The organism is Pseudomonas taetrolens (assembly GCF_900475285.1).
In the GTDB taxonomy this organism is placed as follows: Bacteria; Pseudomonadota; Gammaproteobacteria; order Pseudomonadales; family Pseudomonadaceae; genus Aquipseudomonas; species Aquipseudomonas taetrolens.
The window spans coordinates 2,628,984-2,655,156 of the sequence record NZ_LS483370.1 but is presented as its reverse complement, the minus strand read 5'-3'; the positions used below and the strand labels follow the sequence as shown (position 1 = coordinate 2,655,156).

General features: G+C 54.4%; 20 protein-coding genes and 3 pseudogenes. 11 read left to right on the top strand and 12 right to left on the bottom strand.

Annotated features, from left to right (window positions below; translation table 11 throughout):
* Nucleotides 1-214: 214 nt before the first annotated feature.
* The 6 genes and pseudogenes from DQN55_RS12150 to DQN55_RS12125 all read left to right on the top strand — a co-directional run bounded on the left by DQN55_RS12150 (nucleotide 215) and on the right by DQN55_RS12125 (nucleotide 5,349).
* A pseudogene (locus DQN55_RS12150) lies at nucleotides 215-735 on the top strand (glycoside hydrolase family 19 protein).
* A gap of 114 nt (nucleotides 736-849) precedes the next feature.
* Nucleotides 850-1,113: a lipoprotein gene (locus tag DQN55_RS12145; RefSeq protein ID WP_048382217.1), complete on the top strand. Its 264-nt coding sequence runs from the start codon at nucleotides 850-852 to the stop codon at nucleotides 1,111-1,113.
* Nucleotides 1,114-1,789: 676 nt separating this feature from the next.
* Nucleotides 1,790-4,201 (top strand): glucose/quinate/shikimate family membrane-bound PQQ-dependent dehydrogenase, encoded by a 2,412-nt coding sequence (locus DQN55_RS12140; RefSeq protein WP_074702941.1) that lies wholly within the window; start codon nucleotides 1,790-1,792, stop codon nucleotides 4,199-4,201.
* Nucleotides 4,202-4,338: 137 nt separating this feature from the next.
* A pseudogene (locus tag DQN55_RS22630) lies at nucleotides 4,339-4,490 on the top strand (carbonic anhydrase); the annotation flags it as partial.
* A gap of 6 nt (nucleotides 4,491-4,496) precedes the next feature.
* Nucleotides 4,497-4,768, top strand: a pseudogene (locus DQN55_RS22625) (DUF4113 domain-containing protein); the annotation flags it as partial.
* 260 nt (nucleotides 4,769-5,028) lie between these two features.
* On the top strand, nucleotides 5,029-5,349 hold the full coding sequence (locus DQN55_RS12125; protein WP_048379592.1) for a hypothetical protein: 321 nt from the start codon (nucleotides 5,029-5,031) through the stop codon (nucleotides 5,347-5,349).
* A 1,583-nt stretch (nucleotides 5,350-6,932) separates the two neighbouring features.
* On the opposite strand, the gene DQN55_RS12120 is transcribed toward DQN55_RS12125, so the two are convergent.
* A complete protein-coding gene (locus DQN55_RS12120; protein ID WP_048379594.1) occupies nucleotides 6,933-7,322 on the bottom strand; it encodes a MerR family transcriptional regulator in 390 nt (129 codons plus the stop codon).
* 74 nt (nucleotides 7,323-7,396) lie between these two features.
* Between DQN55_RS12120 and DQN55_RS12115 the strand changes: the two genes are divergently transcribed.
* Together DQN55_RS12115 and DQN55_RS12105 are read left to right on the top strand one after the other, a co-directional pair.
* Nucleotides 7,397-8,476, top strand: coding sequence for an SDR family oxidoreductase (locus DQN55_RS12115; RefSeq protein ID WP_048379596.1), 1,080 nt, complete (start codon nucleotides 7,397-7,399; stop codon nucleotides 8,474-8,476).
* 136 nt (nucleotides 8,477-8,612) lie between these two features.
* Nucleotides 8,613-9,512: a DMT family transporter gene (locus DQN55_RS12105; protein WP_048379598.1), complete on the top strand. Its 900-nt coding sequence runs from the start codon at nucleotides 8,613-8,615 to the stop codon at nucleotides 9,510-9,512.
* Nucleotides 9,513-9,709: 197 nt separating this feature from the next.
* On the opposite strand, the gene tcuC is transcribed toward DQN55_RS12105, so the two are convergent.
* The 8 genes from tcuC to DQN55_RS12065 all read right to left on the bottom strand — a co-directional run bounded on the left by tcuC (nucleotide 9,710) and on the right by DQN55_RS12065 (nucleotide 18,400).
* Nucleotides 9,710-11,011 (bottom strand): MFS transporter, encoded by a 1,302-nt coding sequence (tcuC, locus tag DQN55_RS12100; protein WP_048379600.1) that lies wholly within the window; start codon nucleotides 11,009-11,011, stop codon nucleotides 9,710-9,712.
* Between the two features lie 47 nt (nucleotides 11,012-11,058).
* Nucleotides 11,059-12,216: a tricarballylate utilization 4Fe-4S protein TcuB gene (gene tcuB / locus DQN55_RS12095; protein WP_048379602.1), complete on the bottom strand. Its 1,158-nt coding sequence runs from the start codon at nucleotides 12,214-12,216 to the stop codon at nucleotides 11,059-11,061.
* The gene (gene tcuA, locus DQN55_RS12090; protein ID WP_048379604.1) at nucleotides 12,203-13,657 is read right to left on the bottom strand and encodes an FAD-dependent tricarballylate dehydrogenase TcuA; all 1,455 of its coding nucleotides are present in this window, start codon (nucleotides 13,655-13,657) and stop codon (nucleotides 12,203-12,205) included. Before tcuA ends, tcuB begins: the two co-directional genes overlap by 14 nt.
* 171 nt (nucleotides 13,658-13,828) lie before the next feature.
* Complete coding sequence (locus tag DQN55_RS12085; RefSeq protein WP_048379606.1) at nucleotides 13,829-14,764, bottom strand: LysR family transcriptional regulator; 936 nt, start codon at nucleotides 14,762-14,764, stop codon at nucleotides 13,829-13,831.
* 202 nt (nucleotides 14,765-14,966) lie between these two features.
* Nucleotides 14,967-16,259 (bottom strand): PQQ-dependent sugar dehydrogenase, encoded by a 1,293-nt coding sequence (locus DQN55_RS12080; RefSeq protein WP_048379607.1) that lies wholly within the window; start codon nucleotides 16,257-16,259, stop codon nucleotides 14,967-14,969.
* The gene (locus DQN55_RS12075; RefSeq protein WP_048379609.1) at nucleotides 16,256-16,684 is read right to left on the bottom strand and encodes a DUF2231 domain-containing protein; all 429 of its coding nucleotides are present in this window, start codon (nucleotides 16,682-16,684) and stop codon (nucleotides 16,256-16,258) included. The genes DQN55_RS12080 and DQN55_RS12075 overlap by 4 nt, the downstream gene beginning before the upstream one ends.
* A 150-nt stretch (nucleotides 16,685-16,834) precedes the next feature.
* Nucleotides 16,835-17,227, bottom strand: a complete 393-nt coding sequence (locus tag DQN55_RS12070) for a helical membrane plugin domain-containing protein (RefSeq protein ID WP_048379611.1) — start codon at nucleotides 17,225-17,227, stop codon at nucleotides 16,835-16,837.
* A gap of 27 nt (nucleotides 17,228-17,254) precedes the next feature.
* A complete protein-coding gene (locus DQN55_RS12065) occupies nucleotides 17,255-18,400 on the bottom strand; it encodes an NAD(P)/FAD-dependent oxidoreductase (protein ID WP_231995689.1) in 1,146 nt (381 codons plus the stop codon).
* Nucleotides 18,401-18,889: 489 nt separating this feature from the next.
* Between DQN55_RS12065 and DQN55_RS12060 the strand changes: the two genes are divergently transcribed.
* Entirely contained in the window at nucleotides 18,890-20,563 is a 1,674-nt protein-coding gene (locus DQN55_RS12060; RefSeq protein WP_231995579.1) for a glycosyltransferase, read from the top strand.
* Between the two features lie 295 nt (nucleotides 20,564-20,858).
* On the opposite strand, the gene DQN55_RS12055 is transcribed toward DQN55_RS12060, so the two are convergent.
* The 3 genes from DQN55_RS12055 to DQN55_RS12045 form a co-directional block, all read right to left on the bottom strand.
* Nucleotides 20,859-21,446 carry a hypothetical protein gene (locus DQN55_RS12055; protein ID WP_048379615.1) on the bottom strand — a complete coding sequence of 196 codons (588 nt, stop codon included), beginning with the start codon at nucleotides 21,444-21,446 and terminating at the stop codon, nucleotides 20,859-20,861.
* A 135-nt stretch (nucleotides 21,447-21,581) separates the two neighbouring features.
* Nucleotides 21,582-22,265: a DUF899 domain-containing protein gene (locus DQN55_RS12050; protein ID WP_048380610.1), complete on the bottom strand. Its 684-nt coding sequence runs from the start codon at nucleotides 22,263-22,265 to the stop codon at nucleotides 21,582-21,584.
* A 237-nt stretch (nucleotides 22,266-22,502) separates the two neighbouring features.
* Nucleotides 22,503-23,414: a LysR family transcriptional regulator gene (locus tag DQN55_RS12045; RefSeq protein ID WP_048379617.1), complete on the bottom strand. Its 912-nt coding sequence runs from the start codon at nucleotides 23,412-23,414 to the stop codon at nucleotides 22,503-22,505.
* 185 nt (nucleotides 23,415-23,599) lie between these two features.
* Here DQN55_RS12045 and DQN55_RS12040 point away from each other — a divergent pair, with 185 nt between their 5' ends.
* Together DQN55_RS12040 and DQN55_RS12035 are read left to right on the top strand one after the other, a co-directional pair.
* Nucleotides 23,600-24,475, top strand: coding sequence for an alpha/beta fold hydrolase (locus DQN55_RS12040; protein ID WP_048380612.1), 876 nt, complete (start codon nucleotides 23,600-23,602; stop codon nucleotides 24,473-24,475).
* An 852-nt stretch (nucleotides 24,476-25,327) separates the two neighbouring features.
* On the top strand, nucleotides 25,328-26,161 hold the full coding sequence (locus DQN55_RS12035; RefSeq protein ID WP_048379618.1) for a hypothetical protein: 834 nt from the start codon (nucleotides 25,328-25,330) through the stop codon (nucleotides 26,159-26,161).
* The last annotated feature ends 12 nt before the right edge of the window (nucleotides 26,162-26,173 follow it).

The following is a 26,173-nucleotide window of genomic DNA, read 5'->3' as shown; positions in this document are numbered from 1 at the left end:
TTTTGAGGTGAACTCTCCAAGCATTTATCACTGCGCCAAGGAAGGCGACGGTTGTGGCGGTGCAGATAATGGCGATCCAGATCATGTTGACTCCTTCAGCGACCGAGTGCGTATGTATCACCATAGTTGCACATTGCCATCTCGTCTCTACTTATTGAGGTTGTTTACTGAGACCCCCCCCTAGTACGGGCTTTTGATCGCCTGGAGAAAAGTAATGCCCATCACCGCGCAGCAACTGCTGCAGATTCTCCCGAACGCCGGCAAATCCGCCGGCGTTTTTGTGTCCGCATTAAACACCGCCATGAACCACTACCAGATCGTTGGCCTGAAGCGCGTGGCGGCGTTCATCGCGCAGGCCGGTCATGAGTCTGGCCAGCTCAAGTACGTGAAAGAGATCTGGTGTCCAACCAAGGCCCAGGCCAAATACAAGGGCAGGGCAGACCTGGGCAATAGCGTTCCGGGAGACGGCTCCAAATATCGCGGCCGTGGCCTGATCCAGATCACTGGCCGTGCCAACTACGCCGAGTGCGGCGAAGCCCTGGGCCTTACCCTGAGCTGTTGGAGAAGCCTCAGCACTCCTTTATGTCTGCCGCGTGGTTCTGGTCGAGCAGAGGCCTGAACGCTTTTGCCGATGCGGGCAAGTTCGACACGATCACTCGGCGCATCAACGGCGGTCTGAACGGCGCAGCGGATCGGCGGGCACTGTACGTCCGGGCGCTGAGAGTGTTGGCATGAGCTTGCTTGCAGCGAAGGCTGCACGTATTTCATACCGACCCTATTGCTGCAGGAACTGACTGGCGGTGATCCTGCTCAGCCTGCTGAGGAGATCATTGATCAGGAGTTGGGGTTATGAAGTTGCTGCTGATTGGGATGGCGGTGATTCTGGCGGGCTGTGCAGGGCGTGAGCCTGAAGTGCGTACCGTGAGAATTGAGGTTCCAGTGTTGGTGTCGTGCTATACGCCGGAGGTGGAGGTGGAGGTGCCTCATTGGACAGCAGCCAGCCTGAAGAAATCCGATTCGCTGGAGGTGAAGGTGAGGGCGCTGCTGGCCGAGCGCCGGCAGCGGATGGGGTACGAGCGGGAGCTGGTTGCAGCGTCGACGGCCTGCCGTTGAATCAGGGCGCTAATTTTGGTACCTACATTTGTGGTCGTAAAAATTAGCACGACCTCATTTTCATGTAGGAAAAATGGAATAGGTGGCCTGCTCGGAGCGAATCCCGTTATTTGGAATTCGTGGCGGAAAATCCCGTTTTGGCTGGTTCGGCCTTTTGTCACCCTGACTTCATTGCGGCTTAGCTGATCTGTCAACCATGCGTACAACTAAATGTCCGGCCGAAATATCCTGAATGCCTTTATTGGCTTTCAAGGCATTTCTGTTCAGCTTGAGTAAATATTGGGTCAATTATAGTCGGGGAAATTTGTTGTTGATCGGTGTGGACAATGTTTGGATTACAGCTGCCTGAGCTATTGGGCGTGCTTGGGGTTATCTGGATCGGAGTCGTGGCGGCGCTGATTGTATGCTTGCGAAAATAGCTAAAAGCAAAGCCCCGGGGTTTCGCGGCTCCAGGGCTTCTATTTTCGCCTCCATCCCGAAATGTCTGGCGAACGTGGCGCCGCTGTACGCAGCCGCGAAACTGGGTTGTCTCGTTTTCATGGGGCCGTAGTGCGGCCTCTATACTTCGATAACACAAAAACCTAGCACTGGGTGCTGATGGTCTAATATTCACATAGATTTTACCTCGGTACTATTGAGAGAGACCTAACTGTATTAGGTCTTGGAGGATAAATTTGTGAGTACGCAAGCGAAAGGCTCAGGATTCAGGATTTTCACAGTAGTGATAACGACCATTTTTTCGCTTGTTTTATTGATAGGCGGTATATGGCTGGCATCATTGGGTGGTTCTTTGTATTACATCATCGCCGGCATTGTGCTGCTCATTTGTGCGGTCTTGCTTTGGCGACGATCCGCAGCGGCGATCTGGCTTTACGGGGTGCTGATGCTGGCGACCGCCTTATGGGGGCTATGGGAGGCCGGCTCGGATTTCTGGGCATTAGTACCTCGTTTCGATATTCTCGGCCTCCTGGGTATCTGGCTGCTGATTCCGGCAGTGACGCGCGGCATCGATGCGCGTTTGAAAGCCAGCAAAATGTTTTTGTCGGCCACGCTGGCTTTCGCGATCGCTGTTTTGGTCTACTCGATCTTCAACGATCCTCAGGAGATCAACGGCAGTCTGACTGCGGCCCAACCTGCGCAAGCCCAACCGGTTGACGGTATTGCCCCAGCCGACTGGCCTGCCTATGGCAGAAGCCAGGCAGGAACCCGTTATTCGCCACTTAACCAGATCAACGACAGTAATGTGAAAGACCTCGAGGTCGCGTGGACTTTCCACACTGGTGAGTTCAAAACTGAAAATGACTCGGGTGAAACCACTAACGAAGTGACGCCGATTAAGATCGGCGACAACATGTATATCTGCACTACCCACCAAATACTGGTGGCGCTTGATCCAGCGACCGGTAAGGAGAAGTGGAGATTCGATCCGAAACTCATCTCCGACCCCTCGTTTCAGCATCTAACTTGCCGTGGTGTTGCGTATTACGACCAGGCTAACACGAAGGAATTTGCCACCAGCTTGAAAGGTGTCGCCCAGGTCCAAACCAGCTGTCCGCGTAAAGTGCTGCTCCCGGTCAACGATGCTCGCCTGTTCGCAATCAATGCCGACAATGGCCAGCGCTGTTCAGACTTCGCGGAAAATGGCGAGCTGGACCTCAAAAAAATGCAGCCCTATACCTTTCCGGGCGCTTTGATGCCGACGTCTCCACCTGTGGTGACTGGAACAACTATTGTTATCGGCGGCTCTACCACCGATAACTATTCCGTACATGAGCCTTCTGGCGCCATTCGCGGTTATGACGTCAACAGCGGTGCTTTGAAATGGGTGTTCGATACCGGCGCAGAGGATCCAAACGCAATTCCTGGCCCTGGTCAGACACTGGTCCACAACTCGCCTAACGCTTGGCCTCCACTGGCTTACGATGCCAAGATCGATATGGTCTACGTCCCGACCGGGAACCCTACTCCTGACATCTGGGGCGGCAACCGTACCCCTGTGATGGAGCGTTATGCTAGTGCGATTGTGGCGTTGAATGCTTCAACAGGTAAGTTGGCTTGGAGCTTCCAGACTACCCACCATGATCTGTGGGATATGGACGTACCGTCGCAACCGACCTTGGCGGATGTGAAAACTCCGGCGGGTGACACCGTTCCTGCGATATATGTGCCTACTAAAGCGGGCAACATGTTCGTTTTCGATCGTCGTGACGGCAAGCCAATCGTACCTATCACTGAAATGCCAGTGCCTGCGGGTGAGGCAGCTCCTGGCGATTGGGTCAGTCCGACACAGCCACGCTCCGCACTGAACCTTACCCCGATCCAGACATTGACCGACAAGGACATGTGGGGCGGCACAATGTTTGATCAGTTGATGTGCCGAGTGATCTTCAAGCGGCTCAACTATAACGGCCAGTACACGCCTCCCTCAGAAAATGGCACGCTGGTTTTCCCAGGTAATCTCGGTGTATTTGAATGGGGCGGTATTTCGGTCAACGCTGATCGCCAGATAGCGCTAATGAATCCGATGGCGCTGCCTTTCGTATCCAAACTGATTCCACGTGGGCCCAACAACCCGCTGTGGCCTAAAGAAGGAGCGACCGGATCTGGCACTGAAATGGGTATTCAACCTCAGTATGGCGTGCCGTATGGGGTTGAGATCAATGCATTTCTCTCGCCGTTGGGGCTGCCTTGCAAAGCGCCTGCATGGGGTTACGTTGCTGGTGTGGATCTGAAAACCCACGAGGTCGTGTGGCGTAAGCGTATAGGTACGGTGCGGGACAGCCTTAAGGGAATCCAGTTGCCGCCGATGAAGATTGGCGTGCCAATGTTGGGCGGCCCGATTTCGACTGCCGGCAACCTCATGTTTATCGCGGGCACTCAGGACAACTACCTGCGCGCTTATGACGTCACCAATGGCGATCTGCTTTGGCAGGCCCGTTTGCCCGCTGGTGGTCAGGCGACACCGATGACCTATGAGTCTAACGGTAAACAGTACGTTGTGATCATGGCCGGCGGCCATGGCTCGTTCGGTACGAAGATGGGCGACTCGCTGATCGCTTACGCGCTGCCCGATTCTAAAGAGAAATGATGTAGGCCCAATCGCTGATACAAACTAGAGACCTCTGGGTGGCCAGTTGTGTAGACCACAACTGGCCACTTTGGGGTCTTCTAGTTGGAGTCACGATAATCTTCATTGCTCTGTCCCGCATGCAGAAGTTGAGTAAGGCGAAATACAGCTCGATGGTGCGCGAAAATTTGCTCGCACAACTGGCGAACATGCAGATCCATCCGAGCGTTCGGAGGGCACAAGAAAAGGTTTACTGAGTCTACGCGGCTGGGTGTACGACATTGACACCGGTTCGATTGGTGCGCTGAATCATGTCTCCCAACCCGGGTTCAAATACAGCAAGGCGGAGGTCTTGCTGTTGGATCTTCGTCAGCCAGGTGAGTTTTCGGATGATCTGTTTACAGTTATCCAGCCTGCAGAAGTTTCAAGGGTGATGGCGGTTCTGGATGAGATTAATGGGCGCGGGGGAAGAGGCACCCTGCGTGCCGCAAGCGTGCCGAGCAAACCGGACTGGGGTATGCGTCGGGAAATATGAGCCAAAGCTACACTGCTCGCCTGGATCAGTTATGGCGGGTTACATGTCACTAAGAAAAGAGAGTGTCGGGTCCAGCGTCCTAGTCCGAAACCATAGATTTTTGCCATCCTCGAAGGGCAGTAACCGGCCAGAAGCAGTCATTCTTCTTTCATTTCCGACGATTAGCACACTGTTTCTCCTCGCTATAGGAGACACCGGCCGCAGATCGTTGTCGTAGCACCTGCAGGCACACCGTTACTATCAAGACGCTGATACGGTGGCTACGGGAAAGCTTGGCCTGCCGCGAAGTGTCTTTTATTGCAGAGGTGGTGAGATGAGCGTGAGACCCATGCTTGGTATGTGGGTGGTGGCTGCAATTGGCTCAGTCATGTTGACGCCAGCGTCAGCGGATCACTGGCGAGGTGAGCGCGAGGGTGGCGAATGGAAGGACGAGTACAGGGACGGCCCATGCAAGGTAAAGATCGAATCCAAAGACGATGAATACAAGGAAGAGATCAAATGCCCGAATGGCCGCGGCGCCAGTTGGCGTCGCGGCGAGTGGAAAGACGAATTCCGGGAGCACGGCTGCAAGGTCAAGATCGAAGCCAAGCGAGATGAGTACAAGAAAGAGATCAAGTGCGATGGCGATGATTGACCGGTTGCTCGGGCAGCGCGTGAAACGGCGTAGGCTGCCTTTCGCGATGGGCAGCTATGGGTTGATTGCCGTCCTTTTCTGTTCACTCCGGCGGCATGATGGCGGCTTCAAGGTCGAGCTGGTTTTCGTAGATCTTCGATAGCAGGGAAGGGAGCAAGTCTGAATTTAGCATCGCGAATCCTCCGTAGAGTATTCAGCGTTGCAGCAGGGATTGGGGGTTGTGTACGTTGGCAGGACGCCTGGGGAGGGGAAAAGGTGCTGCGTGACTTTTGCGTGGCATTCTCACGAACCTATATGCATCTATGGCTATTCGATTGCAGCGAGCACCAGAGATAGCGGCCATGTTTAAAGGGTTTGCAATGCCACTGCGGGCAAGGGGTGCTAGGGGTTGGGCTTCTGTCGGCAACACGGCATAAATTTCCCAGTCACGATAAAATAGTACATGGAAAAGTACATCAGGCTCGTAATTGTTCGGTTTAACCAAGTAGATACTGTGGCCTTTATCGTTAATTAGGTTCCGGGTTGGGGCACCATCTATATCAAGGGCTTGCAGGCGATTCGCGTGCAGGCCCTTGTGGTTTTCGATCCGCAAATGCCAAGACCGCTACGCAACTCACTTGGTAGGCGTGATTTTTTTCCTATCCGTTTTCGGATGCAGTTCTCGGTCATCACTCCAGTGGTTTGCCCAAATTGATCCTGTCACGGTTTCGCCGATCAACGCTGAAGCTATGACGCAGGGCCATCCACTGCGTTTAGTCGCAGAGGTCACGCTTATAGCGTGTTGTCGCCGTCGATGCTTAGCCCGCGGCGCCGGAGCGCACTGACCACCTCATTTCTATCGAGGCTTTGATCCTCGAGGACAATGCATATTCGGCGGGATCTTCGTCGCTCATTTCAGCCAGTACTTTGCGGGATCCCCTTCATTCGTCGCGGCTACATCGTCCAGATCACCGACCTGGTAGCACTTCAAAACAGTTTGCTCAGGCATGACTTCGTCCTTGCCGCTATAGCGGCCGGCTTTAGAGTGGAGCGGGGTATTACTTAAGGATTGTCCTACAGACGAAGGTCCCCTAAGCCGTCAAGCTTGTCAGGTCAGCCCACTCAGCAGGGGGCTGCACACAGGAGTTGGCTGAGTGGACGGGCATCTATTTTTAGCTTGGTCGGTAGCCAACTCATGGCTTCACCGTGCTCAGTCTGGTGACTTCCAAATCTGGCTTATTTGCCAAAGCGCAGGACTGAGCTGCCCCCCTTTTTGATCAACTTAAGGATATCCCCATGGGAAGGCTACTGATCACCTGCATCAGTATTGTCATTGTGCTTCTGGTTTGTGTGGCTGTTCCGCTGTGGGCTTTTGTGCGGCATGTAGAAGCGTGTGAAGAGTGATCGCCATGAAGTGGAGCCATTCACGCGGATCAGGATTGTGGTTTGCAATCCTTTACGTTCTCAAACGAGAAGCTTACGACCGCAGAAACATTTGGTTCTTCGCCCTGAAACTCAGCTGAAATCTCGGCAAGGTTTTACAAATGCCTGAGTGACGGATTTGAAAATGGCAGGCGCCAGCTTGCGTTTCCCCGATGCTGAGTTCAGGTGGAAGCGTTGCGCTGTTGCTCAAGCGCAAGTTGCTTGGCAGCACTGGCTTCGAGGGTTGCACGCTCTTCATCCAGATAGCGATAAATGCTTTGGAGGTTGGCGATTTTCTGTTTGATTTCTGACATCTTCTTTTCAATCAGCTTCGCGCCGTCAGCACAATCGATCAGCTTGTTCCGCTGCGCATCCAGAATCTCGCCTATTTCCCCCAGAGAAAAACCCATGCTTTGCGCGCGCTGGATAAAGTCCAGATCCTGCAGCGTTTGCACTGTGTAAACGCGATAGTTGTTAGTTTGCCGCAGCGGTGAGATCAGGCCGATTTGCTCGTAGTAACGCAGGGTATGGCGGCTGGCGCCGCTGCGGGCCTCGAGTTCGCCGATTTTCATGAAAACACCGCTTGACTATAGAGTTGGGTCGATAGTTTACGCTTGATTTTTCACCTTAAACAAGGAACAGGGAAATGAGCGTGGAGTGCTTTGTCACAGGGGGTACCGGCTTCATCGGTCAACATTTGGTGGCGTACCTGAGTGCAAAAGGTCACACCATTCGAGTGTTGATGCGCCGCCCGGAGCGACTGGCTGCACTGCGGGAGCAAGTCGATAATTTGGGAGGGTGTGCAACCCGGGTATTTGCTGTAGCGGGCGATCTGGTACAGAACAACCTCGGGCTGAGTCTTGCTGACCGAGACGTGTTAAAGCACGCCAGCGTCATATTCCACCTGGGCGCCCACTTCGCATGGGGGCTTTCAATGGAGCAATCTCGTGCGGTGAATGTGGAAGGGGCAAAGAGCGTGGCGCTGTTGGCAGCTGAACAAAAAAGCCGTTTAGTGATGATTGGCGGCTACATGTTGAAAAATCATGAACATCTGCAACGCATCGGAATTGACCCTCATCATCCGGAGCTGACGAATTGGCCTGCCGTCTACCGGCATGTCGGTGGTTACGAGGGAAGCAAACTGGAGGCGCATTTTGCGACCCTGGAGGTCATGTCCGCCAAGGGCGGGGAGGTTACCGTTGTTCACCCTGCGACTGTCTGTGGCCATAGCCGCACGGGGCATATCCTGGATGGTCAGCCGCTGGTGGCACTGATACGCAACCTTGTGCAGGGAAAGCTGACTGCAGTGCCCGGTACCGCCAAGCACTGGCTGCCACTGGTTACCGTGGATTACCTGGTTGAACTGGTGGCAGTTTGCGCTTTTGATCCTGCCATGGAGGGCCGGGAACTGCTGGCGCTTGACGACCAAACGCCAAACTTGCGAGAACTCCTGGCACAGGTGGCACAACCTTTGGGCTTAAAGTCTCCCAAACATCACATTTCACTTCGATTGCTGAAGTTGCTACTGAGTATTCCTCCGATCGCGTGGTTTTTGAATACAAAACCCGAAGCCTTGGACTTTATCCAGACCACTCGTTTTAATACAACGGCGGTCGAGCAATTTGCCAGCATGCATGGAATAGCCAAACCGGATATACGCCAGTCTTTGCAGCACACTGCAACCTTCGTCAACTCATATTACCTGGCCAAGGGCCAGGCAATATGAGTTCTCCGTGGGTGCTGACATAAAGGCGAATAGCACCCTACTGGGGTTGGTGGGAGCTTCTTATCCTCAAACTTTGCGCCGTCGATACCGGGCGGCATTCTATCGAACGACAATTCAGCGACAGGGATCGTCATCAATGCAATCCACTTTCAGCAAAGGCGTCATATTTGCACTCTGCGCTGCGGCACTGAACGCAACGATCGGTGTGCTCAGCAAAATACTCATGAGTAATGGTTTCACCGCTAGCAGTGTTGCTGTCATCAAGACCGTACTGGGTTGCGTGCTGCTCTCGATCTTATTGTTTTTTCTCAAGCGCTCTACGACGTCGACCAAATGGACTCAGGCAGCCATCTGCGCATTCCTTGGCATCTTTGTGCTGTTCCATTTCGAAACGTCGGCCTATCGACACTACGCTGCCGCAGGTGTGGTGGTGGTGCTGATGGCCAGTGCCTCAATTTCCTCGATCATTCTGGGGCGCATTTTCCTCAAGGATGCCATCACCGCGAACGCAACCGTGGGTGCCGCATTGGCGATCGCCGGTATCTCGGTGATCTTCGGCGGCGATCTGCAGCAGGGCTTTACCCTGCAAGGTGCTGCACTCGCCTGCGTGGCCGGCTCCGGCTATGGGGCCTTTTCGGTTGCCATGAAGCATATGGGGGTGTCGGGGGGGCTGCACTTCACCCGACAATTGTTGTTCTTTGGCAGCCTGTACTTGCTGATGCCGGCTGCGGCCGATGGTTTCGCGGTAGGCGAGCTGACGCCGCTGGCGATCGCCGCGCTGTTGGCGCTGGCCACGCTGCCGACAATCCTGGGCTTTTTCTGCACCACCAAGGCCATCGAGTACCTCAAACCGTCCCAAGTGCAAGCACTGGAGCTGACCGAGCCACTGTTCGCCGCGCTTCTGGCGTTTGTGGCGCTCAACGAAGTTCCGCGCGAAAGCCTGTACGCGGGAGCGGCACTGATCATCGTCGGCTTGTGTTTCTCCAATGAACTGATCCGCCTGGGCAGCAAAGCGTCCGTCTCTTCTACCGAGTGAGCTATTGCGGATTTTGGCACTCTACACATCAAGGGCTTGCAGGCGATTCGCGTGCAGGCCCTTTTTGTATTCCGCTGCGCAACTCACTGTGTTGGGGTGATCTTTTTGCGTGTCCGAACACGGTGGGGAATATTGGAAAAGCCCTGGCGGTGCAGGGCTTGGATGAGTGATTCCGGCTGGTGGTGATCGAGCCGGAACTAGACGAGTTTGACCGCTAATTTTTTCTTCTGACGATATAGAATCGTTGTCGCCGTGAAGCCGCACGCCGCCGCGAACATAAGCCAGTAGGCTGGCGATGCTTTATCCCCTGTGGCCTGGACAAGCAGGGTTGAGATTGCCGGAGTGAAACCGCCAAACACAGCCGTTGCCAGACTGAACGCCAGCGAGAAGCCAACCACCCGTACGTTCTGAGGCATCACCTCAGTTAATGCAGCAACCATAGCGCCATTGTAAATACCGAAAAAGAATGAGAAGTAGAGCAGGACGGCCAGCAGTCGTTCGAAACTGGCCGCCTCTGCCAGCCAGTGCATAGCGGGGTACGAAGTGAAAATGCACAACAAGGAGATTGCGAGCAGCAGGGGGCGACGGCCTATGCGATCGGAAAGCGCACCGCCGATTGGCAACCACAAAAAGTTACTGACACCGACCAGCAATGTGACCACCAGGCTATCGGTGGTGCTCAGGTTCAGTACGGTTCTGCCAAACGTCGGTGTGTAGACCGTAATCAAGTAGAACGTGGTGGTGGTCATGGAGGCAAGCAGTCCACCCGCCAGCACGGTGCGCCAGTTGTCACGCATCGAACGGAAAACTTCACGAGTTGTAGGACGGTGCTGACGTGCGGTAAATGCCGCGGTTTCTTCAAGTGAGTGGCGGATAACGAAAATGAACGGGATGATCACGCAGCCAATGAAGAAAGGAATACGCCAGCCCCAATCGGCGATTTCAGCGGCTTGCATCGTCGCGTTGATGGTGTATCCCAAGGCGGCCGCGACGACGATTGCAACCTGCTGGCTGGCCGATTGCCAACTGGTATAGAAACCGGTGTGCCCGGGCGTCGAAATTTCCGCAAGATACACGGAAACACCACCCATCTCTGCGCCGGCGGAGAAGCCTTGCAGCAGCCTGCCCAACAACACCAGAATCGGGGCCGCTATGCCGATGCTGGCATAGCCCGGCACCAGGGCGATCAACACCGTGCCTGCGGCCATTATCGACAGGGTCACGATCAGCCCCTTACGACGGCCAACCTTGTCGATGTATGCCCCAAGTACAATCGCACCCAACGGACGCATCAGGAATCCAGAGCCGAACACCGCAAAGGTCATCATCAGCGAAGCAAATTCGCTGGTGGCTGGAAAGAAGGTCTGCGAGATGTAGGTTGCGTAGAACCCGAAAAGAAAGAAATCGAACTGCTCCAGGAAATTGCCGCTGGTGACCCGAAAAATGGCCCCTAGCTTGGATCCCTTGGACCGGGTTGTTGCCGTTGTGGTTTTCATCATGGCTACCGTTATGCTCACTATTGTTTTTGGAATGAGTGTTTAAAACGTTATTCGCTGCCGGCGTTGATCGGATTGGGTTGGCGTTTTTCGATGGCGTGTTTGAGCAGAGCTGCGCTGCGGAAGAACCCATGAGCGAACTTGCTATAAGGCATGGTCAGGAAGAACGCCATGACCAGGCCGAGATGAATAGCCAGCATCAAACCCAGGGCGCTGGTTTCACGGAGCGCCAGCAGCGCCAGGCCGCTTGAGCTGACCAAAAACAGCAAAGCGATGAAACCGCGATCCATAGGTTTCTGGTTCTCATCGCCGTGTGCAGGGTTGCGGCGCAGGTTCAGCCAGAGCAGGCCTGCAGGACCGATCAGCAGACCGATACCGCCGACAACGCCCAGCATCACCGGCAAACTGAAAATCGGATAAGGTGCCGACCAATTCAGCAGGTAGTGAAACAGCGTGGCCACACCCGTGGCGGCGAAGCACAGCATGAAGCCGTAGAAGGTGAGGTGGTGGAAACGACGCCGCCAGAGGGTAAATTGATCGTCGGCATTGTTGCAGCCCTTGCCATGACCACCATCGAGATACTTGAGTTTCGCGACGCTGGCCGTCGCTTCCAGTGCTGCGGACGTTTTTACCGGCAGAGAGGCTGCAGCGGGTGAAACATTGCGCCAGAAGCGCCGCACGCCCATGGTCAGGGCCATCACCGCAAAACCGAACACTGCACCGAACATCAGCGCCAGAGTGTTATGCGGGAAAATTTTGTAGAAGTCCCCACCCGGAATGACGGTGAACAGGTTTCCCATAAGTATCAGGGTCAAGCAAAGAAACAATGCCAGGCCAGCCCCAGAAGCCAGCGCCAGAGTCAATCCGTTGCGTTGATATAACTTGCCCATCACCTGTGGCCATGCGTATTCGGCGTAGGTATCAAGGCGTACCTTGGCCATTGCCTTGGGTACATTGACCCCGAATTCATGGGGGGCGGCGTACTGGCAGGCGTGCAGACATGCACCGCAGTTGTGGCAAAGGTTCGCCAGGTAATGGATGTCCGCCTGAGTGAACTCCAGGCGCCGGGTCATCGCCGGAAATACCGCACAGAAACCTTCGCAATAACGACAGGCATTGCAGATGGTCATCTGTCGCTCGACTTCACTTTCGTCAAGATTCAGCACCGGGATCAAGTCGCCCGAGGCCTTGGGATCAAACAGTTGCATGCGAAGACTCCGTATTCACAGATGAAGCGCCAAAGCCCACTGCGGCGGCGGCTTGTACACCGGCTATGCGGCCGAACGCTGTACCAATGGCCATGCCGATACCCGCGGTATAGCCCTTGCCCAGCACATTACCGGCCATCATTTCTCCGGCTACGAACAGGTTAGGGCTCGCCTTGCCATTGAAGTGCACGGCGGCGGTTTCATCGGTGGCTAGGCCGAGGTAGGTGAACGTGACACCCGGTTTAAGCGGGTAGGCGTAGAAAGGCGGTTTCACCAGTGGCCGTGCCCAATGGGTTTTGGCCGGGGTCAGTCCTTGGGTGTGGCAGTCGTCCAGTGCTGTGTGATCGAACGTGCCGACGCGGCAGGCGCTGTTGTAGTTCTCAACAGTCTCGACGAATTGTTTTTCTGGCAACTTCAATTGCTGTGCGAGTTCTTGCAGGGTGTTGGCGGTAGTCCCGGGAAAAACGGGCGGCATGAAACGACCGATGGCTTGTTGATCGATGATCGAGTAGGCCTGCTGACCTGGTTGTCCGGCGACCAGGCGCCCCCAGATTGCATAACGTTTCGGCCAAAAATCCTCACCTTCGTCGTAGAACCGTTCGCCGTCACGATTGACCACTACACCCAGCGATACGCAGTCGATTCGCGTACAGATGCCGCCGTCATAGAGCGGCGCGCGGGCATCGATCGCCACCATGTGTGCTTGGGTCGGGTCGCCGATCACGTCAGCTCCGAGATCAAGCATGCGACGCAGCAAAATACCGGTGTTGAATCGGGTGCCGCGGATCAGGAAATTATCGGACGGCCACTCACCGCGCTCGTTTTGGCCCCAGGCTTCGCGTAACCATTCACGATTGGACTCGAAACCACCCGCTGCCAACACGCAGGCCCGGGCTTCAATGCGTTCTGCGGCGATGCGCTGACCGTCCACCTCATGCTCGCCAATGTGGGCCGCGACGAATTTTCCATCGTCCAGTTCAATGTCGGTGACCTGGGCGTTGTAGCGGATTTTCACACCTAACTGTTCGGCGCTGCGGAAGTACGCATTGACCAGCGCCTTGCCGCCACCCATGAAAAAAGCATTGGTACGCGCTACATGCAGTGCACCGGACAGAGGCGGCTGAAAATGCACCCCATGTGAACGCATCCAGTCGCGGCAAGAAGACGATGCCCGAATGGCAATGCGTGCAAGCTTTTCATCAGTGAGACCACCGGTGACCTTCAACAAATCTTGCCAGTATTCTTCTTCCGGATAGGCGTCGATCAATACGTCTTGCGGTTGGTCGTGCATGCACCGCAGGTTACGGGTGTGTTGGGAGTTGCCACCGCGCCAGATTTTTGGAGAGGCTTCCAGCAGCATCACGCTGGCGCCAGCCTCTCTCGCCATCAGAGCGGCACATAAGGCTGCGTTGCCGCCCCCTATAATTAATACATCGATCATCATCGCTCCTCGATCTGCAAGGAGGCTGTAACCGGGTGCTCCTTGCGAGTGGGGGAACGATAGAGAGGGAGGTCGAGCGTCGAAAGGCTGCTTTTGACACGAGGTGTTTATTTTTTCTAAACACTTTGGGTGCACGAAGCGCGTGTTTTTGTGATTGAGCGCACGCTATGACTACAGGTCTGGCTCTTCAATCCATGTCGCGCCTGGCCACTGCTTGTCGAGAACCAGTTGGCGTGCGACATCGACGATGACCAACCGGGTTGCCAGTGCCGCCGGAGACAACTCGTCATCAGCCAACGTAGCCAGCAGATTACGCCGGCCCACATGGGGGTCGGCAATTTTGACCAGTGAAAGTCCTGACTCGTCCTTCAATGCAGCTGCTGCCCCCGGTTGTATCGTTGCAGCATGACCGGCCCGCACGGCGTTCATCAGCACGGCGAGACCATCCACTTCCATGATGACATTGGGCGTCAACCCGACCCGCTCGAACGCACTCATCAATGCCGAGCGTAAACCATGCTGAGCACTGGGCATCACCAGCGGCAAGCCGCCCAGCTCGGTTAACAGCACATTGTCGCCACGAGGCGCTTGTGACAGGTTTGGCGAGGCAATAACAAACAGTTTTTCATCCAGCAGAGGGGTCACGCTCCAGCGTTTACCGCCTTCGAGCTGAAACAGAATTGCCAGGTCAATCTGTCTGGCATTGAGCTGGGCAGCCAGGTGCCCGGAGAGCATTTCTACCAAGTGGAGTTGAATGTCCGGATAACGGGCACGCATTGCGTTGATCAACGGCAGAGCGAGCACTGTCGCGGTGGTAGGTGGCAGGCCGACACTGACATAACCACTCATTCGCCCGCGATGGGCGGCCATGATGGCGTTTTCAGATTGGCGCAGGGTCAGTTGGGCATGGTGTAAAAATGCAAATCCGGCGCTGGTAGGTGTCACGCCCGTGGTACTGCGATTCAGGAGGCGAGTGCACAACTCGCTTTCGAGTTTGGAAATCTGCTGACTGAGGGCTGATACGCCTACGTCCAGTTCAAGTGCCGCCCGGCCCAGGCTGCCATGTTCAATGATTTTTACAAAATAACGCAGTTGTCTTAATTCCAATGTTGTCGCTTCCCGCCAAATGGTTAATCGGAACCTGAAGGTGGCCACACACTACGCAGCGACAAACAAGGCGGCAGTTGTTCCTTCCTGCAGACGTCACAAAGCCCCGGAGGGTCGCGGCTCCAGGGCTTGTATTCTTATCTCCAACCGCTGGTGTCTGGCGAACGTGGCGCCGAGATTATCAGCGCCCGCGTCTCCTGCTTCATTGGTTGCGCGTTACCCGCCACACGGTGTTTGCGAGGTCGTCCGCGATGAGAAGGGCACCGCGTGGGTCGACGGTTACACCGACCGGCCGCCCGCGGGTTTTGCCGTCTTCACCCCTGAAGCCGGTCGCGAAATCGACGGCCTCACCGGCTGGCTGGCCGTTGCTGAATGGCACGAAAATCACCTTGTAGCCCACTGGGTCGGGGCGGTTCCAGCTACCGTGTTCACCCACAAACACGCCTTCGGCAAATGTCGCCCCCATGGCAGGGACGGAGAAGTCGACGCCAAGCGCCGCCACGTGCGCACCCAGGCTGTAATCGGGCTTGATTGCAGCGGCTACTTTCTCCGGGTTCTGTGGCTGCGCGCGTGAATCGACGTTTTGTCCCCAATAGCTATAGGGCCAGCCGTAGAACCCGCCTTCGCGAACCGAGGTCAAGTAGTCTGGCACCAGGTCTGGTCCCAGCTCGTCGCGCTCGTTGACCACCGCCCACAACTGCCCGGAATCAGGCTGAATCGTCAACGCTGTCGGGTTACGCAGGCCGGTTGCGTACGGCTTGTGGGCGCCAGTCCGGGCATCAACCTGCCACACCTGAGCCCGATCAACCTCAGCGTCCATGCCGCGTTCGGTAATGTTGCTGTTGGAACCTATGGCGACATACAGCTGACGGCCATCGGGGCTGATGGTCAGCGCCTTGGTCCAGTGGTGGTTTATCTGCGAAGGCAAGTCGAGGACTTTGACCGGTGCAGCGCTAGCCTTGGTTTGGCCGTCTTCATATGCGAAGCGCACAATGGCATCCTGGTTGGCCACGTACAGATTGCCATCCGCGTAGGCCAGGCCATAAGGCGCGTTAAGGTTTTCGGCAAATACCGTCTGCAACTCGTAGCTGCCATCACCGTCGGCATCTCGCAGCAAGGTCAGGCGGTTGCCACCTTTGACCTTGGTGTTGCCCTGAGCCTTGATGTAACCAGCGATCACATCCTTGGGCTTGAGCTTGGCGGCGCTGCCGCCACGACCTTCAGCCACGAGAATATCGCCATTGGGGAGCACCAGGGTCTGACGCGGAATCCCCAGACCGGTGGCAATCGCCGTGATGCTGTAGCCCTGCGGCACAGTCGGTTTGCGGTCACCCCACTCAGCAGGCTCGGCAATCTTCATCGTGGGCACGAGACCACGATGCTGTTCCGGCAGCTTAGGGTCGGGACCGAGAGACAGATCGCCGTTTCTTTCGCTGTCACAGGCACTCAACAGCAAGGCCAGGCTAAGGGGTGTCAATGCGCTGGAATATTTCACTTCACATCCTCCGAACGCAGATTGGTCAGGCCTGTCCAGGCTGCAACGATAGCCAGCAAGGTGACGATAACTGACAGGACCAGGCCTGTGGGCATGATTGCGAAAGCATCTTTGGCATGCTCAAAGGCATTGATCAGTCCCAGTACCCAGCTCGCTAACAACAACAGTAAATACACCACAGGCCTGCCAGCCTTGCGCTTGGCCTGGAACAGATTGGCCAGCGCGAACAGCAGAGCAAACCCGGAGAACACCAACCCGCCGACGATCAGCCAGGAAGCGAAGTTGCTCCATTGAATCTGGAAGGTCCTGAAATAGGTGATGTCACTCAGCAAGGCGCCGAGGAACAGAGGGATGGCTCCAGCCAGAAAAATCGCATGAAGGGGACTTGGCGTACATCGGTAGGCAGAGGAGGTGATAGAGGTCACAGCAGGCTCCTTAGGGCTTAGTGAGCCTCTACTGTAGCCCGATGCCAACACAAAGGGCCAACAGACTCGCACCGACAATGTGCCCTCCGGCATAGCAGACAGTGTCCAGCCTCGCACTGAGGCTGGATGTGGCAGGTCAAACTATTCAGCTCACAGTTGCCTTCCGAGAACGTTCAGCGTTCTGAGTATCAGTGCCGCACCGCGGCGGGTATCCGTTTCGCGGAGCAGTGACAGCAGTCCATAGAGGCTGGGTGGAACCGCCTGTGCTCTGGTTTCGGTCGCGGCCATGCGCAGCGCATTGCCAAGACTCCAGGAAGCCGCCGTGGCCTCTTCAAACAACCCGGCCAGCTTTTCCACCATGGCAGGGTCCAGCAGGTCTACGAGGTCGGAAATCAACGCCAGTACATCGATGATATTGTCCATGCGACCGCCGTCCAGCAGCGGTTGCAGCTTGCCAAGCAGCGCTTCGAGCCCCGCATTGTGGCCAGGTGAGGGAGCATTGGCGTCCGGGCTGATTGTTGACGACACTTCTGGGGTATCCATATGGCGTTCACTCCTCCTTAAGCAGGGTCAAAGCATGCCTCGAGCCATGGCCCAATACAGTCCGCGGTTGAATCCATTGCGCAACAGCCCTCCCAGCTTGCTCGGCGGGGTAGGCAACACATCGTGGGTGTAGTCGTACCACAACGGCATTCCCGCATTGAGCCCCATTTGCGCCACCGCTTGGACGCGACCGTCATACATCGCGTTAGGTGCCCCCAGACGGATTTCGGCTGTGATGTTATTGGCGATGACAGGGGCCTGATTGTGGCAGGCTCCTCCTGCCTTGCTGACAGGAAGATCGACCGTATCACCCATCACATAAACGCCGTCGAGCCCATAGACCTGCAGCGTTTCATGATTGGTTGGCAACCATCCTTCACGATTCTCGGCCTGTGAAGCGCCACTCTCCAGAACCACATCCACTGCACGAATGGGAGGTGTTGCCATCAGAATATCGAAGGGTTGCGCGTCACCCTCTTCGGAGTAGGCAATGCGCCGATCCGGATCGACCTTGTTCAAGGTAAAGCCGCGCTGAAAACGAATGTTTTTCTGCTCAAAGATACTGGGAAGAATCTCGCCGGTAGGCCGCTGCAAGAACAAGCAGTTTCGCAACAGCTGGGCAGTAGTGGGGTAGGTATAAATGATTTCAACCTGCTCCCGCACACCACGACGCCGCAGAAAATCGTCCAGCATCAAGGTTGTTTCCACCGGAGCGATACCGCATTGATGCGGCACGTTGGGTGTTTTGGGAAAGGACACGGTGATGAAAATCCGGCCCTTTTTTATAGTGCTCAGTCGCTGGGCCAATTGCCGGGCCGCCTGATATTGATAGAAGTGATCACCGGCCTCTTTCAGGCCTTCAATCCGCTCGGGAGCCGGGACGCAACCTGTGGCAATGACAAGAAAATCATAGCCATGACGTTTGCCGCTGCGGGTCTGCACATGTTGTCCAGAGAAGTCGAAGCGAGTGACTTCGTCCACCTGGAAGTCAATTTCCGGGCGCAACAATGAACGCTCCGGACGCTTCAGTTCCTCTTCAAAAAACTGATTGAAAGCCACGTACATGAACGCCGGTTTATAAAAGTGATCAGGCGAATTCGACAGGAGAGTAATGCGTACTTCACCACGCTGGATCTCCGGATAGAGTTTCTTGACCAACTGGTTAGCGAGCATCGTGCCGCCAACACCTCCACCGACAATAATTATTCGCGTGCTCAATTTTTACCTTCCTTGGTCCGGGTGAGTTCCACTGCTTGGAACCTAGTCGGGATTGGAGGGCAGGTCAGAACTAAACGCGATAACGACGACATCGTTAATCACGAGGTGGCCGTGAAGGGGCTGAGCCCATTTTTCAGGGAGGAAGGGCAGGGAGGGCTACATATGACCTGATATTTTGTAGGTAATCGATGAGCGAACAGTGCGTAAACCACCTGCGTCGTCAAGATGCTCTCCAATCTATCAGGTGAGCGGTGATTAAAGTAAAAGAGCAAGAGTGTCTATGGCCTGATGCTTCAAAGCAGAGGGATTATCACTTGAAGTGATGGTTTTGGAAGGGCTTACTATGAGGGCGCTATCAGGGGGATTTTCCGGGCCACTATTGCCCCTGTGATCCCAATCTCGCCATAATGCCTGCTAAATCACCTTATTCAGGGATGAACTTAAGTGTCCGGTTTCTTTTTCAAACGCAAAAAAAACATTCAAATAATATCTGTTTTAAATAAGCTCTCCTCGCAGTCGGGAGGCGTTACCCGTGTCTCCTTGGCCAGGGCGAAGTCACTGGCTGAGCGCGGTTTTCGCTCGATCATCGCCACCGTAGAATATGATCCTCTATTGCTTGATTCGATCAAAGCACTACGCAGTGATGAGCGATTGGGTGACGCGGTCGGGATCATGAATTTTTTCATTTACTTTGCAAAACTCTCCAGGGCCAGTGCAGGCGCGGGGTCTATTTCAGACTATTTTGCTGACCCGGAAGTGGTAGAGCTTGCAAGGCGTTCCAGGTATGTAGGGATTTCTGGGCTTCGCTCAAATGAGTACTTGAACTCGGAAGGTCGGGTATTTGCACGGGAAATCGTTGATTTAACGGGTGAAATAGTCAGTATTCAGCTAGATATCCCCGGCAGGGAAACAGTTAACTTTTTGACAAGAGATGACGCTTATAGCTATTGGCTTGACGAAGTGTCGGGTTATGGGAAATTCACTGTTTTCATAGCAGATGCCTCAAGCCGGGCTGAGGTTGTGTCCAAGCTGACAGCAGTCAATGCACGGACCGTTTTAACGTTGCATGGCAATCATTTTGCCAGACCTTTTGTGTTTGGCAGCAACGTGACAGGTATCAGCGGGAAGATTATTGATAATGCCAGGTTTTGTGATTCGTTGGTTGTTTTGACTAACGCCCAGAAAGCGGATTTGGTTAAACAGTTTCCATCCTTGAATCATCTGGAAGTGATACCTAACTCGGTGAGCAGGGATGTTCCGCCATCGCTGGCTCGCTCAGGCAACAAATTTGTGGTCGTTTCACGTCTGGAATCCGTTAAAAACATAGATATGGTGGTCAGGGCATTCAAGATTGCATTGGCCGAAAATGATAGCCTCTGCCTTGATATATGGGGGCATGGCAGCAGGGGAGGCCATATTCAGGCGCTAATCGATGCTAACGGCATGACTGGGCGTGTCGTTCTACGAGGTTATGCAAACCCGGTGTCTGAAGTTTTTATTCAGGCGAGGGCGTCGCTATCCGCTTCGGTTTCTGAGGGTTTTGGTCTAAGTATCCTTGAGTCAATGGCGTTTGGCTGTCCCGTCATATCGCTATCTTCGAATTATGGCCCTGTTGAACTCATTAAAAATGATGTAAATGGCTATTTGGTACACGATGAGCGGGAGATGGCTGAAAAAATTCTTCGCCTGGCAAAAGACGATGTCAGTCATGCGTCAATGTCTTCAGGTGGAGTTAAAACTGCGGATGAACATAGCCCGTCAAAAGTGGCGGACAAGTGGGTTCGCTTGATAAATAAATTGACGGCGCCTGGATGGGTATCGAAAACCGCGAGAAGTTCTGTCAGTCTTCGTAATGCCTCTCCAAGTATTGGTGGAAATATTATAATTAAATCGTATACCCAGGAAGAGTTGTCTGTTTACAGACGGCTTCAGGTCATGCGGGTTGATCGATCGAAAAAGATCGGCGGCGTGGCGTGCCTGATCGAGTCGGGCATATATGATATTCATCATATGCAATTTGAAGAGGATGGGCGCGTACTACTAAAGTTTTCTCAGGGGGCCAATGTTTATAAGGGTGTTGTTCCACGAGATTCGGTCGAATTCAGGCTTCTATCCTGATATTTCCCGCTCGCTGGCCAGCCTCAGCCTCAGTCCCCGCTCCGCAGCATGCTCCAGTCGGCTCATTGAACAGGAGTAACAGAGCAGGGCGCGACTGTAATAAAAGTGGCGCTCTTGACCCTTCAGCTGGGGAAATATAGTCATCGGCCACATAAGGGTTTTGCAGGTGATTTACCTGCAGGCCCTTGCTTGTTTACGTGTTGTAATTATCAATCATGTTCATCACTCACTGGTCAGACGATATCTTTTTGCCCATTCGTTAACGGATGGTTTCATGGATGTGTGCGTGAGCCCATCAAAGAATGACATACAGTCTCAAGATCCAGCTGACCTGATAGCTAATGGCGGCGAGCACCAGGATCATCTGGAGTTTCTTTGATGTGATCAGTACTGCGGCGATGGAAAGAACAACGAACGCGACCTGGCGGATCAGGTATTCGGTCCCGAGTGATTGCAGGTAGTCGTCACCCTTGATGAGGGTATCGCCAATATCGAGCAGGAACGCGAGGGCGAGGAGGCCGAAGAACCAGCGTTTGCGCTGCTCGAAGTAGTCCTCGAATCCCTTGTATTCATACATGTGGTCGGGAAACAGCAGGGCGGTGAGTGCGGCGAATACCATTGCGTAGAAGAGCAGGAATCCATAGAGCGGGAAGGTCCAGACGGAGATCCTGGATAAATGGAATTCGTACCACCAAAAGTGCACGATCGTGATGAAAAGGAAGATGACCCAGCCCAGGTGGACAGGGTAAATCTTAATGGTTCCGGGGTGTTGTACGAAGCGTGTCAGGCCATTGACCAATCTGGCAAGACTCAGGCCCAAGACCATGCCGATAATCGTGCGCACATGCGCAAAGTACTCTGGATGACCCGCTGTCACGTCCATTGATAATTCCATCCTGTCGACCTTTGTTATGCGCAATATTCATGGGGGGAGATGGAATCGCTGCAGGGAACGGCGCCCGTGCCTGCGGGGCGCCTCAATGACCATTTGTCCCGGATATGTCAGGTGCGGCAGCTCTCAGTCGTCATATTCGTCATGCCGGCGCAGCCAGGTGTAAGGCTCGGTTTGCGGCCATCCTTTGGGAGAGTCCTCCCAGTTCTCCTGGCGGCCCCAGGGCGTGAGGTCCAGGTAAGTCCAGTGGCTTCCCAGGTGCTCGACGCCGCGGGCGCCTGTGAAGTAGGTGCGGTAGAGCTCGCCACCGTCGCGCAACAGTATGCTGACGCCATGCTTTTCGCCCTGTTCGGTGGTCACGCCAAAGTCGGCATTGAAGCTGCTGTCGAAGGACGAATACCAGGGCAGGTCCCAGCCCATGCGTTTTTCATAAGCCGCAAGTTTTTCCAGTGGCGCCCTGGAGACCAGGACCAGGGACGTATTGCGTGCATGCAGATGGGCCGGGTGAGACATGGCATCCACAACCCAGGAGCAGCCCGTGCAGCCCTGGGACCAGTCCGGGGCGAACATGAAGTGGTAGATGATCAGTTGCCGGCGGCCCTCGAACAGATCGAGCAGGCTTACCGGACCCGTTTTTCCGGCGAGGGTATAAGCCTTGTCGATCTTGACCATTGGCAGACGGCGGCGCTCGGCGTTGAGCGCATCGTGGGCGCGGGTCAGGGCTTTTTCCTTGATCAACTGTTGATCGAGCGCGGCCTGCCATTGTTCGGCAGAAACGATTTCAGGGAGTGCCTGATTAGAGGTTTTCATCATCGAGCCCTCTTTTTTAGGGTGACGACAAGAATAGTCAAAGATCCGGGGCTTCGCGTCGTCGAATAACTGAGGCGCAGGTCGGTGCCAGCCTTCAAACGCTCAAACGCGGAGATTCCAGCCCTTCGTAACCGGTAGCCGTTGGCTCAAAATTGATATCGGGTCGTTATGTTCATCAGGCAAAGCCATTGTCCACGGTGGGAGCTGTTGACGCATTCTGATGGCCACTCAACAATGTTAAGCACTGTTTTTTTCGACATGTAGATCGTGCCTCAGGGCATTGACACAGAAGTCCACAAAGGATCGTACTTTGGCGGAAGCACGGCGGCCTTCCGAGTAGACAACGTGAACCGGCTCAGCTGCGATTTCAAAAGTTTCGAGTACGCATTTAAGTCTCTGGGCCTGCAAGTGCTCCCGTATTTGGTAGTGCGGCACTTGAGTCAGCCCCCAATTTTGAATCGCTGCATTGATTGCCGCCTGGAAGGACGTCATGGTAAGCCTTGAGCCCACGTTGACGGAGCAGGCTTGCCCATGGATTTGAAACGCCCACTGAGGTGGGCGTTCTGACGCAGAGGTTGAGATTGTTGCGTGCTGCCTGAGATCGTTTGGATGCTGTGGAACGCCATGCGCCTCCAGGTATGCAGTAGATGCACATACCATACGCCGCACGCTGCCCACAGGAATAGCCGTGAGCGATGAATCGGGCAGTGCGCCAATTCGCACTGCCACATCGACCCCTTCGTCGAGCATCGATATGACTCGATCCACGAAGATGGCGCGAATTTCTACAGATGGGTATTGGCTGAGAAAACTCGTCAACACAGGCGTGACATGCAATGCGCCAAACATCTGAGGAGCCGTTACCGTTAATAATCCGCCTGGAACTGCATGCAAACCGCCGGCTGCATTTTCGGCGGCTTCGAGTTCTGCAAGTAATCGGCGGGAATCAATCGCGAACCGTTGTCCTGCTTCGGTAAGGCGCATATTGCGTGTAGTGCGCACGACCAACAGAACACCTAAACGATTCTCCAGGCTGGCAACTGCACGAGTCACTGTGGCGGTGGACAAGCCAAAATCGCGGGCTACGCTGGCGAGGCTAGTATGTTCGGCCAAGGCCGCAAAAAGTGTCATCTCTTGAATTCGGTCCATCGTGCGTCTACGTCGTATTCGGGCCAGGGGGTGTCCGGGACTTTACCAGCATTGCAAAAATAGAAATGGTGATTTGAGTTTCTTGGTTATTCCCGGTGTTTGGCGCAACGAATAGGATTGAGGTGAATTCATACAGTCCTGGTCCCGATATGAACAGTTCCGATCCAGCCAATACCAAATACCTGATGACTTTCGATAATGCTTCCCGTGTCACGTTCCATACTCAGAGCGTCGGTGATGTGGAGGTTTTCTATCGCGAAGCCGGCCCTAAGGATGCGCCGGTACTCCTGCTGCTTCACGGCTTCCCGACATCCAGCCATATGTTCCGTGACCTGATGCCTTTATTGGCCAGCCAGTACCGCCTGATTGCGCCTGACTTGCCCGGTTTCGGTCACACTAAAGCACCGCCGCGCGGACAACTCGATTACACATTTGAAAACCTCTATAAGGTGATCGAGGGGTTTACCGAGGCGTTGGCCTTGAAGAAATATGCCTTGTACATATTCGATTACGGCGCGCCCGTCGGCTTGCGACTTGCCGCCGCGAACCCGGAAAACGTGACGGCAATCATCACCCAGAACGGTAATGCCTACGTGGAAGGTTTCAGCGATCAATGGGGTCCATGGCAAACCTATTGGGGCAACCCTTCGGTGGCCAATCGCGAGCGTTGCCGCGCTTCGTTGGCGCCGGAGACGATTCGTGACTGGCAGTACGGCACGGGGGCCGATCCTGAGAGGCTTTCGCCTGACGGCTACAACCTGGACATTCTGTACATGGCGCGGCCAGGTGCAGATGAAATACAGCTGGATCTGATTCTGGATTACCACACTAACGTAGCGGCGTATCCCGCATTCCAAGCGTATTTACGTAAATACCAACCGCCTTTACTCGCCGTATGGGGCAGACATGACCCCGCCTTTATCCCGCCAGGTGCGCTGGCGTTTCGCAAAGACATTCCGACAGCTGAAGTGCATCTTCTGGATGCAGGCCACTTCGCTTTGGAAACGCATGCGCCAGAGGTGGCGCAGTACATCCGCGAATTCCTTTCGCGAAGATTATAAAATCAGGGCGCCTGGATACTCAGTTGGCACTCACTCCACAACGCCGTGCATCCAGGCTGTGCTGCTCGTCGATGCGGTAGCCGTTTTTCGCTCTTGCCGGTCCGCTGCGTAACTCTCGCCGAGAATGAGGTTAAGTATAAGGGCGACTCAGCTCGTCATCATCAAATAGGGCAGTGAACCGTAGCGTTGAGAATGAGTTGATCACAAAGATATTATTTTGCTTTCGGCTTACGGAACTCTATAAATCAAGGGCTTGTTCGAGAATGCAGTACGCGCCTTGTTTGTTCGCGGGGCACAATTTATTGTGTTGGCGATACTGTTTGCCGTTGCGTTTTTGGAGGTGCGCTTCGGTCATCACTTGGCTATCTGTCGACGTCGATCTCTGGTCTGTGACGGGGCCGTACTTGGTTTGCAGTGGAGTGGGCCGTGGCTATTGCATGCGCCTTGTTTTTTTGATTAAGTCGATAACTCATGAGCCGTCATAGTGTAGTTTTCAAGGAGGAAACATGAAAAATAGAATAAATAAAAAACACGTCATAACGTTTCTCTTGGTGGGGTTTGCCGTCTTTAGCTTTCTAATGACTAACGGGGATCAATCATTGTGATCGGTATTTGATGCCGTGCGGTCAGGAGGCAACGCTTCATTGCCGTGGCTGCGACAGGCCACGCCCATCACCAGAGCCTGTCAAAATGCTTAACGATATCTACGGTGATCGGGTGACTCTGTGCCGTGTGGCGTAAAATACGCCCTGGAAAATGTGTGTGGTCTACCCCAGCAGGCAACCGTTCGTAAACCGGCTATCCTCTTTTTGACTTTGGATGTGTTACTTGTCACCCAGGACGACTCAATCAATGTTACTGAATCCAGTTTCAGTTAGGCCGTTTGTAATAATTCTACTGTCAGTGGGCTCATTATCAGGGCTTGCTCAACCTGTTATTGCCCAAGAGACTGTACTTAAGCCAACGCCTGAAAGAGATGAATGGTTGGTACTGGTGAGTCCATTTGTTTGGGCTCCGAGCATGAAGGGGCACGTTGAGCTCGGTGGCGTTCGCACAAAAGCGGATGTTGGTTTTAACGACGTCTTTCATGATCTGGACTCTGTCTTTATGGGCAACCTTGAGGTGACGAATCGCACCGTGGGTTTTTTCGTCGATGGGGTTTACGCAAAGACAAGCCAGTCTGAACGGGTCTTTGGGCGCAAGGTAGGCCTCGATATCACTCAAACCACCTTGGCAATAGGTGGCTATTATCGTGCCTTTGAATATTCACTGGACGGCACCACTCTATTTAATGAACCCCGCACCTGGCGTGTAGAGCCCATGTTAGGCGTGCGCTGGACAAAACTTTCGACCACTGTGGATATTGATGCTCTGGGGTTCAGCACGAAGAAAAAAACCCATTGGACTGACCCGTTTATCGGGTTGCGCACGCAGATTGACTTGACCGATCACTGGACGCTGTCGGGCACGGCAGATACAGGTGGCTTCGATACCTCATCCAAGAAAACTTACAACGCCCAAGCATATCTCGGATACCGACTGTACCTGATGGATAACCCGACGATAGTTCGTGTCGGTTATCGTGTGCTGGCGCAGGACTACCGTACCAAAGACTTCACCGGTAATGAGTTTAAATACGATGTTACTCAACGAGGCCCCGTACTCGGACTGTCCATGCGTTTTTAACGTGTATTGAAA

Excerpts from the sequence above, each read along its gene's own strand:
- DQN55_RS12045 (WP_048379617.1), bottom strand. The coding sequence starts at position 23,414 with ATGGACCGAATTCAAGAGATGACACTTTTTGCGGCCTTGGCCGAACAT.
- DQN55_RS12120 (WP_048379594.1), bottom strand. The coding sequence starts at position 7,322 with ATGAAAATCGGCGAACTCGAGGCCCGCAGCGGCGCCAGCCGCCATACC.
- DQN55_RS12105 (WP_048379598.1), top strand. The coding sequence starts at position 8,613 with ATGCAATCCACTTTCAGCAAAGGCGTCATATTTGCACTCTGCGCTGCG.
- DQN55_RS12125 (WP_048379592.1), top strand. The coding sequence starts at position 5,029 with ATGAGCGTGAGACCCATGCTTGGTATGTGGGTGGTGGCTGCAATTGGC.
- DQN55_RS12040 (WP_048380612.1), top strand. The coding sequence starts at position 23,600 with ATGACTTTCGATAATGCTTCCCGTGTCACGTTCCATACTCAGAGCGTC.
- DQN55_RS12070 (WP_048379611.1), bottom strand. The coding sequence starts at position 17,227 with ATGGATACCCCAGAAGTGTCGTCAACAATCAGCCCGGACGCCAATGCT.
- tcuA (WP_048379604.1), bottom strand. The coding sequence starts at position 13,657 with ATGATCGATGTATTAATTATAGGGGGCGGCAACGCAGCCTTATGTGCC.
- DQN55_RS12035 (WP_048379618.1), top strand. The coding sequence starts at position 25,328 with ATGTTACTGAATCCAGTTTCAGTTAGGCCGTTTGTAATAATTCTACTG.
- DQN55_RS12055 (WP_048379615.1), bottom strand. The coding sequence starts at position 21,446 with ATGGACGTGACAGCGGGTCATCCAGAGTACTTTGCGCATGTGCGCACG.
- DQN55_RS12115 (WP_048379596.1), top strand. The coding sequence starts at position 7,397 with ATGAGCGTGGAGTGCTTTGTCACAGGGGGTACCGGCTTCATCGGTCAA.
- DQN55_RS12065 (WP_231995689.1), bottom strand. The coding sequence starts at position 18,400 with ATGCTCGCTAACCAGTTGGTCAAGAAACTCTATCCGGAGATCCAGCGT.
- DQN55_RS12050 (WP_048380610.1), bottom strand. The coding sequence starts at position 22,265 with ATGAAAACCTCTAATCAGGCACTCCCTGAAATCGTTTCTGCCGAACAA.
- tcuB (WP_048379602.1), bottom strand. The coding sequence starts at position 12,216 with ATGCAACTGTTTGATCCCAAGGCCTCGGGCGACTTGATCCCGGTGCTG.
- DQN55_RS12145 (WP_048382217.1), top strand. The coding sequence starts at position 850 with ATGAAGTTGCTGCTGATTGGGATGGCGGTGATTCTGGCGGGCTGTGCA.
- tcuC (WP_048379600.1), bottom strand. The coding sequence starts at position 11,011 with ATGATGAAAACCACAACGGCAACAACCCGGTCCAAGGGATCCAAGCTA.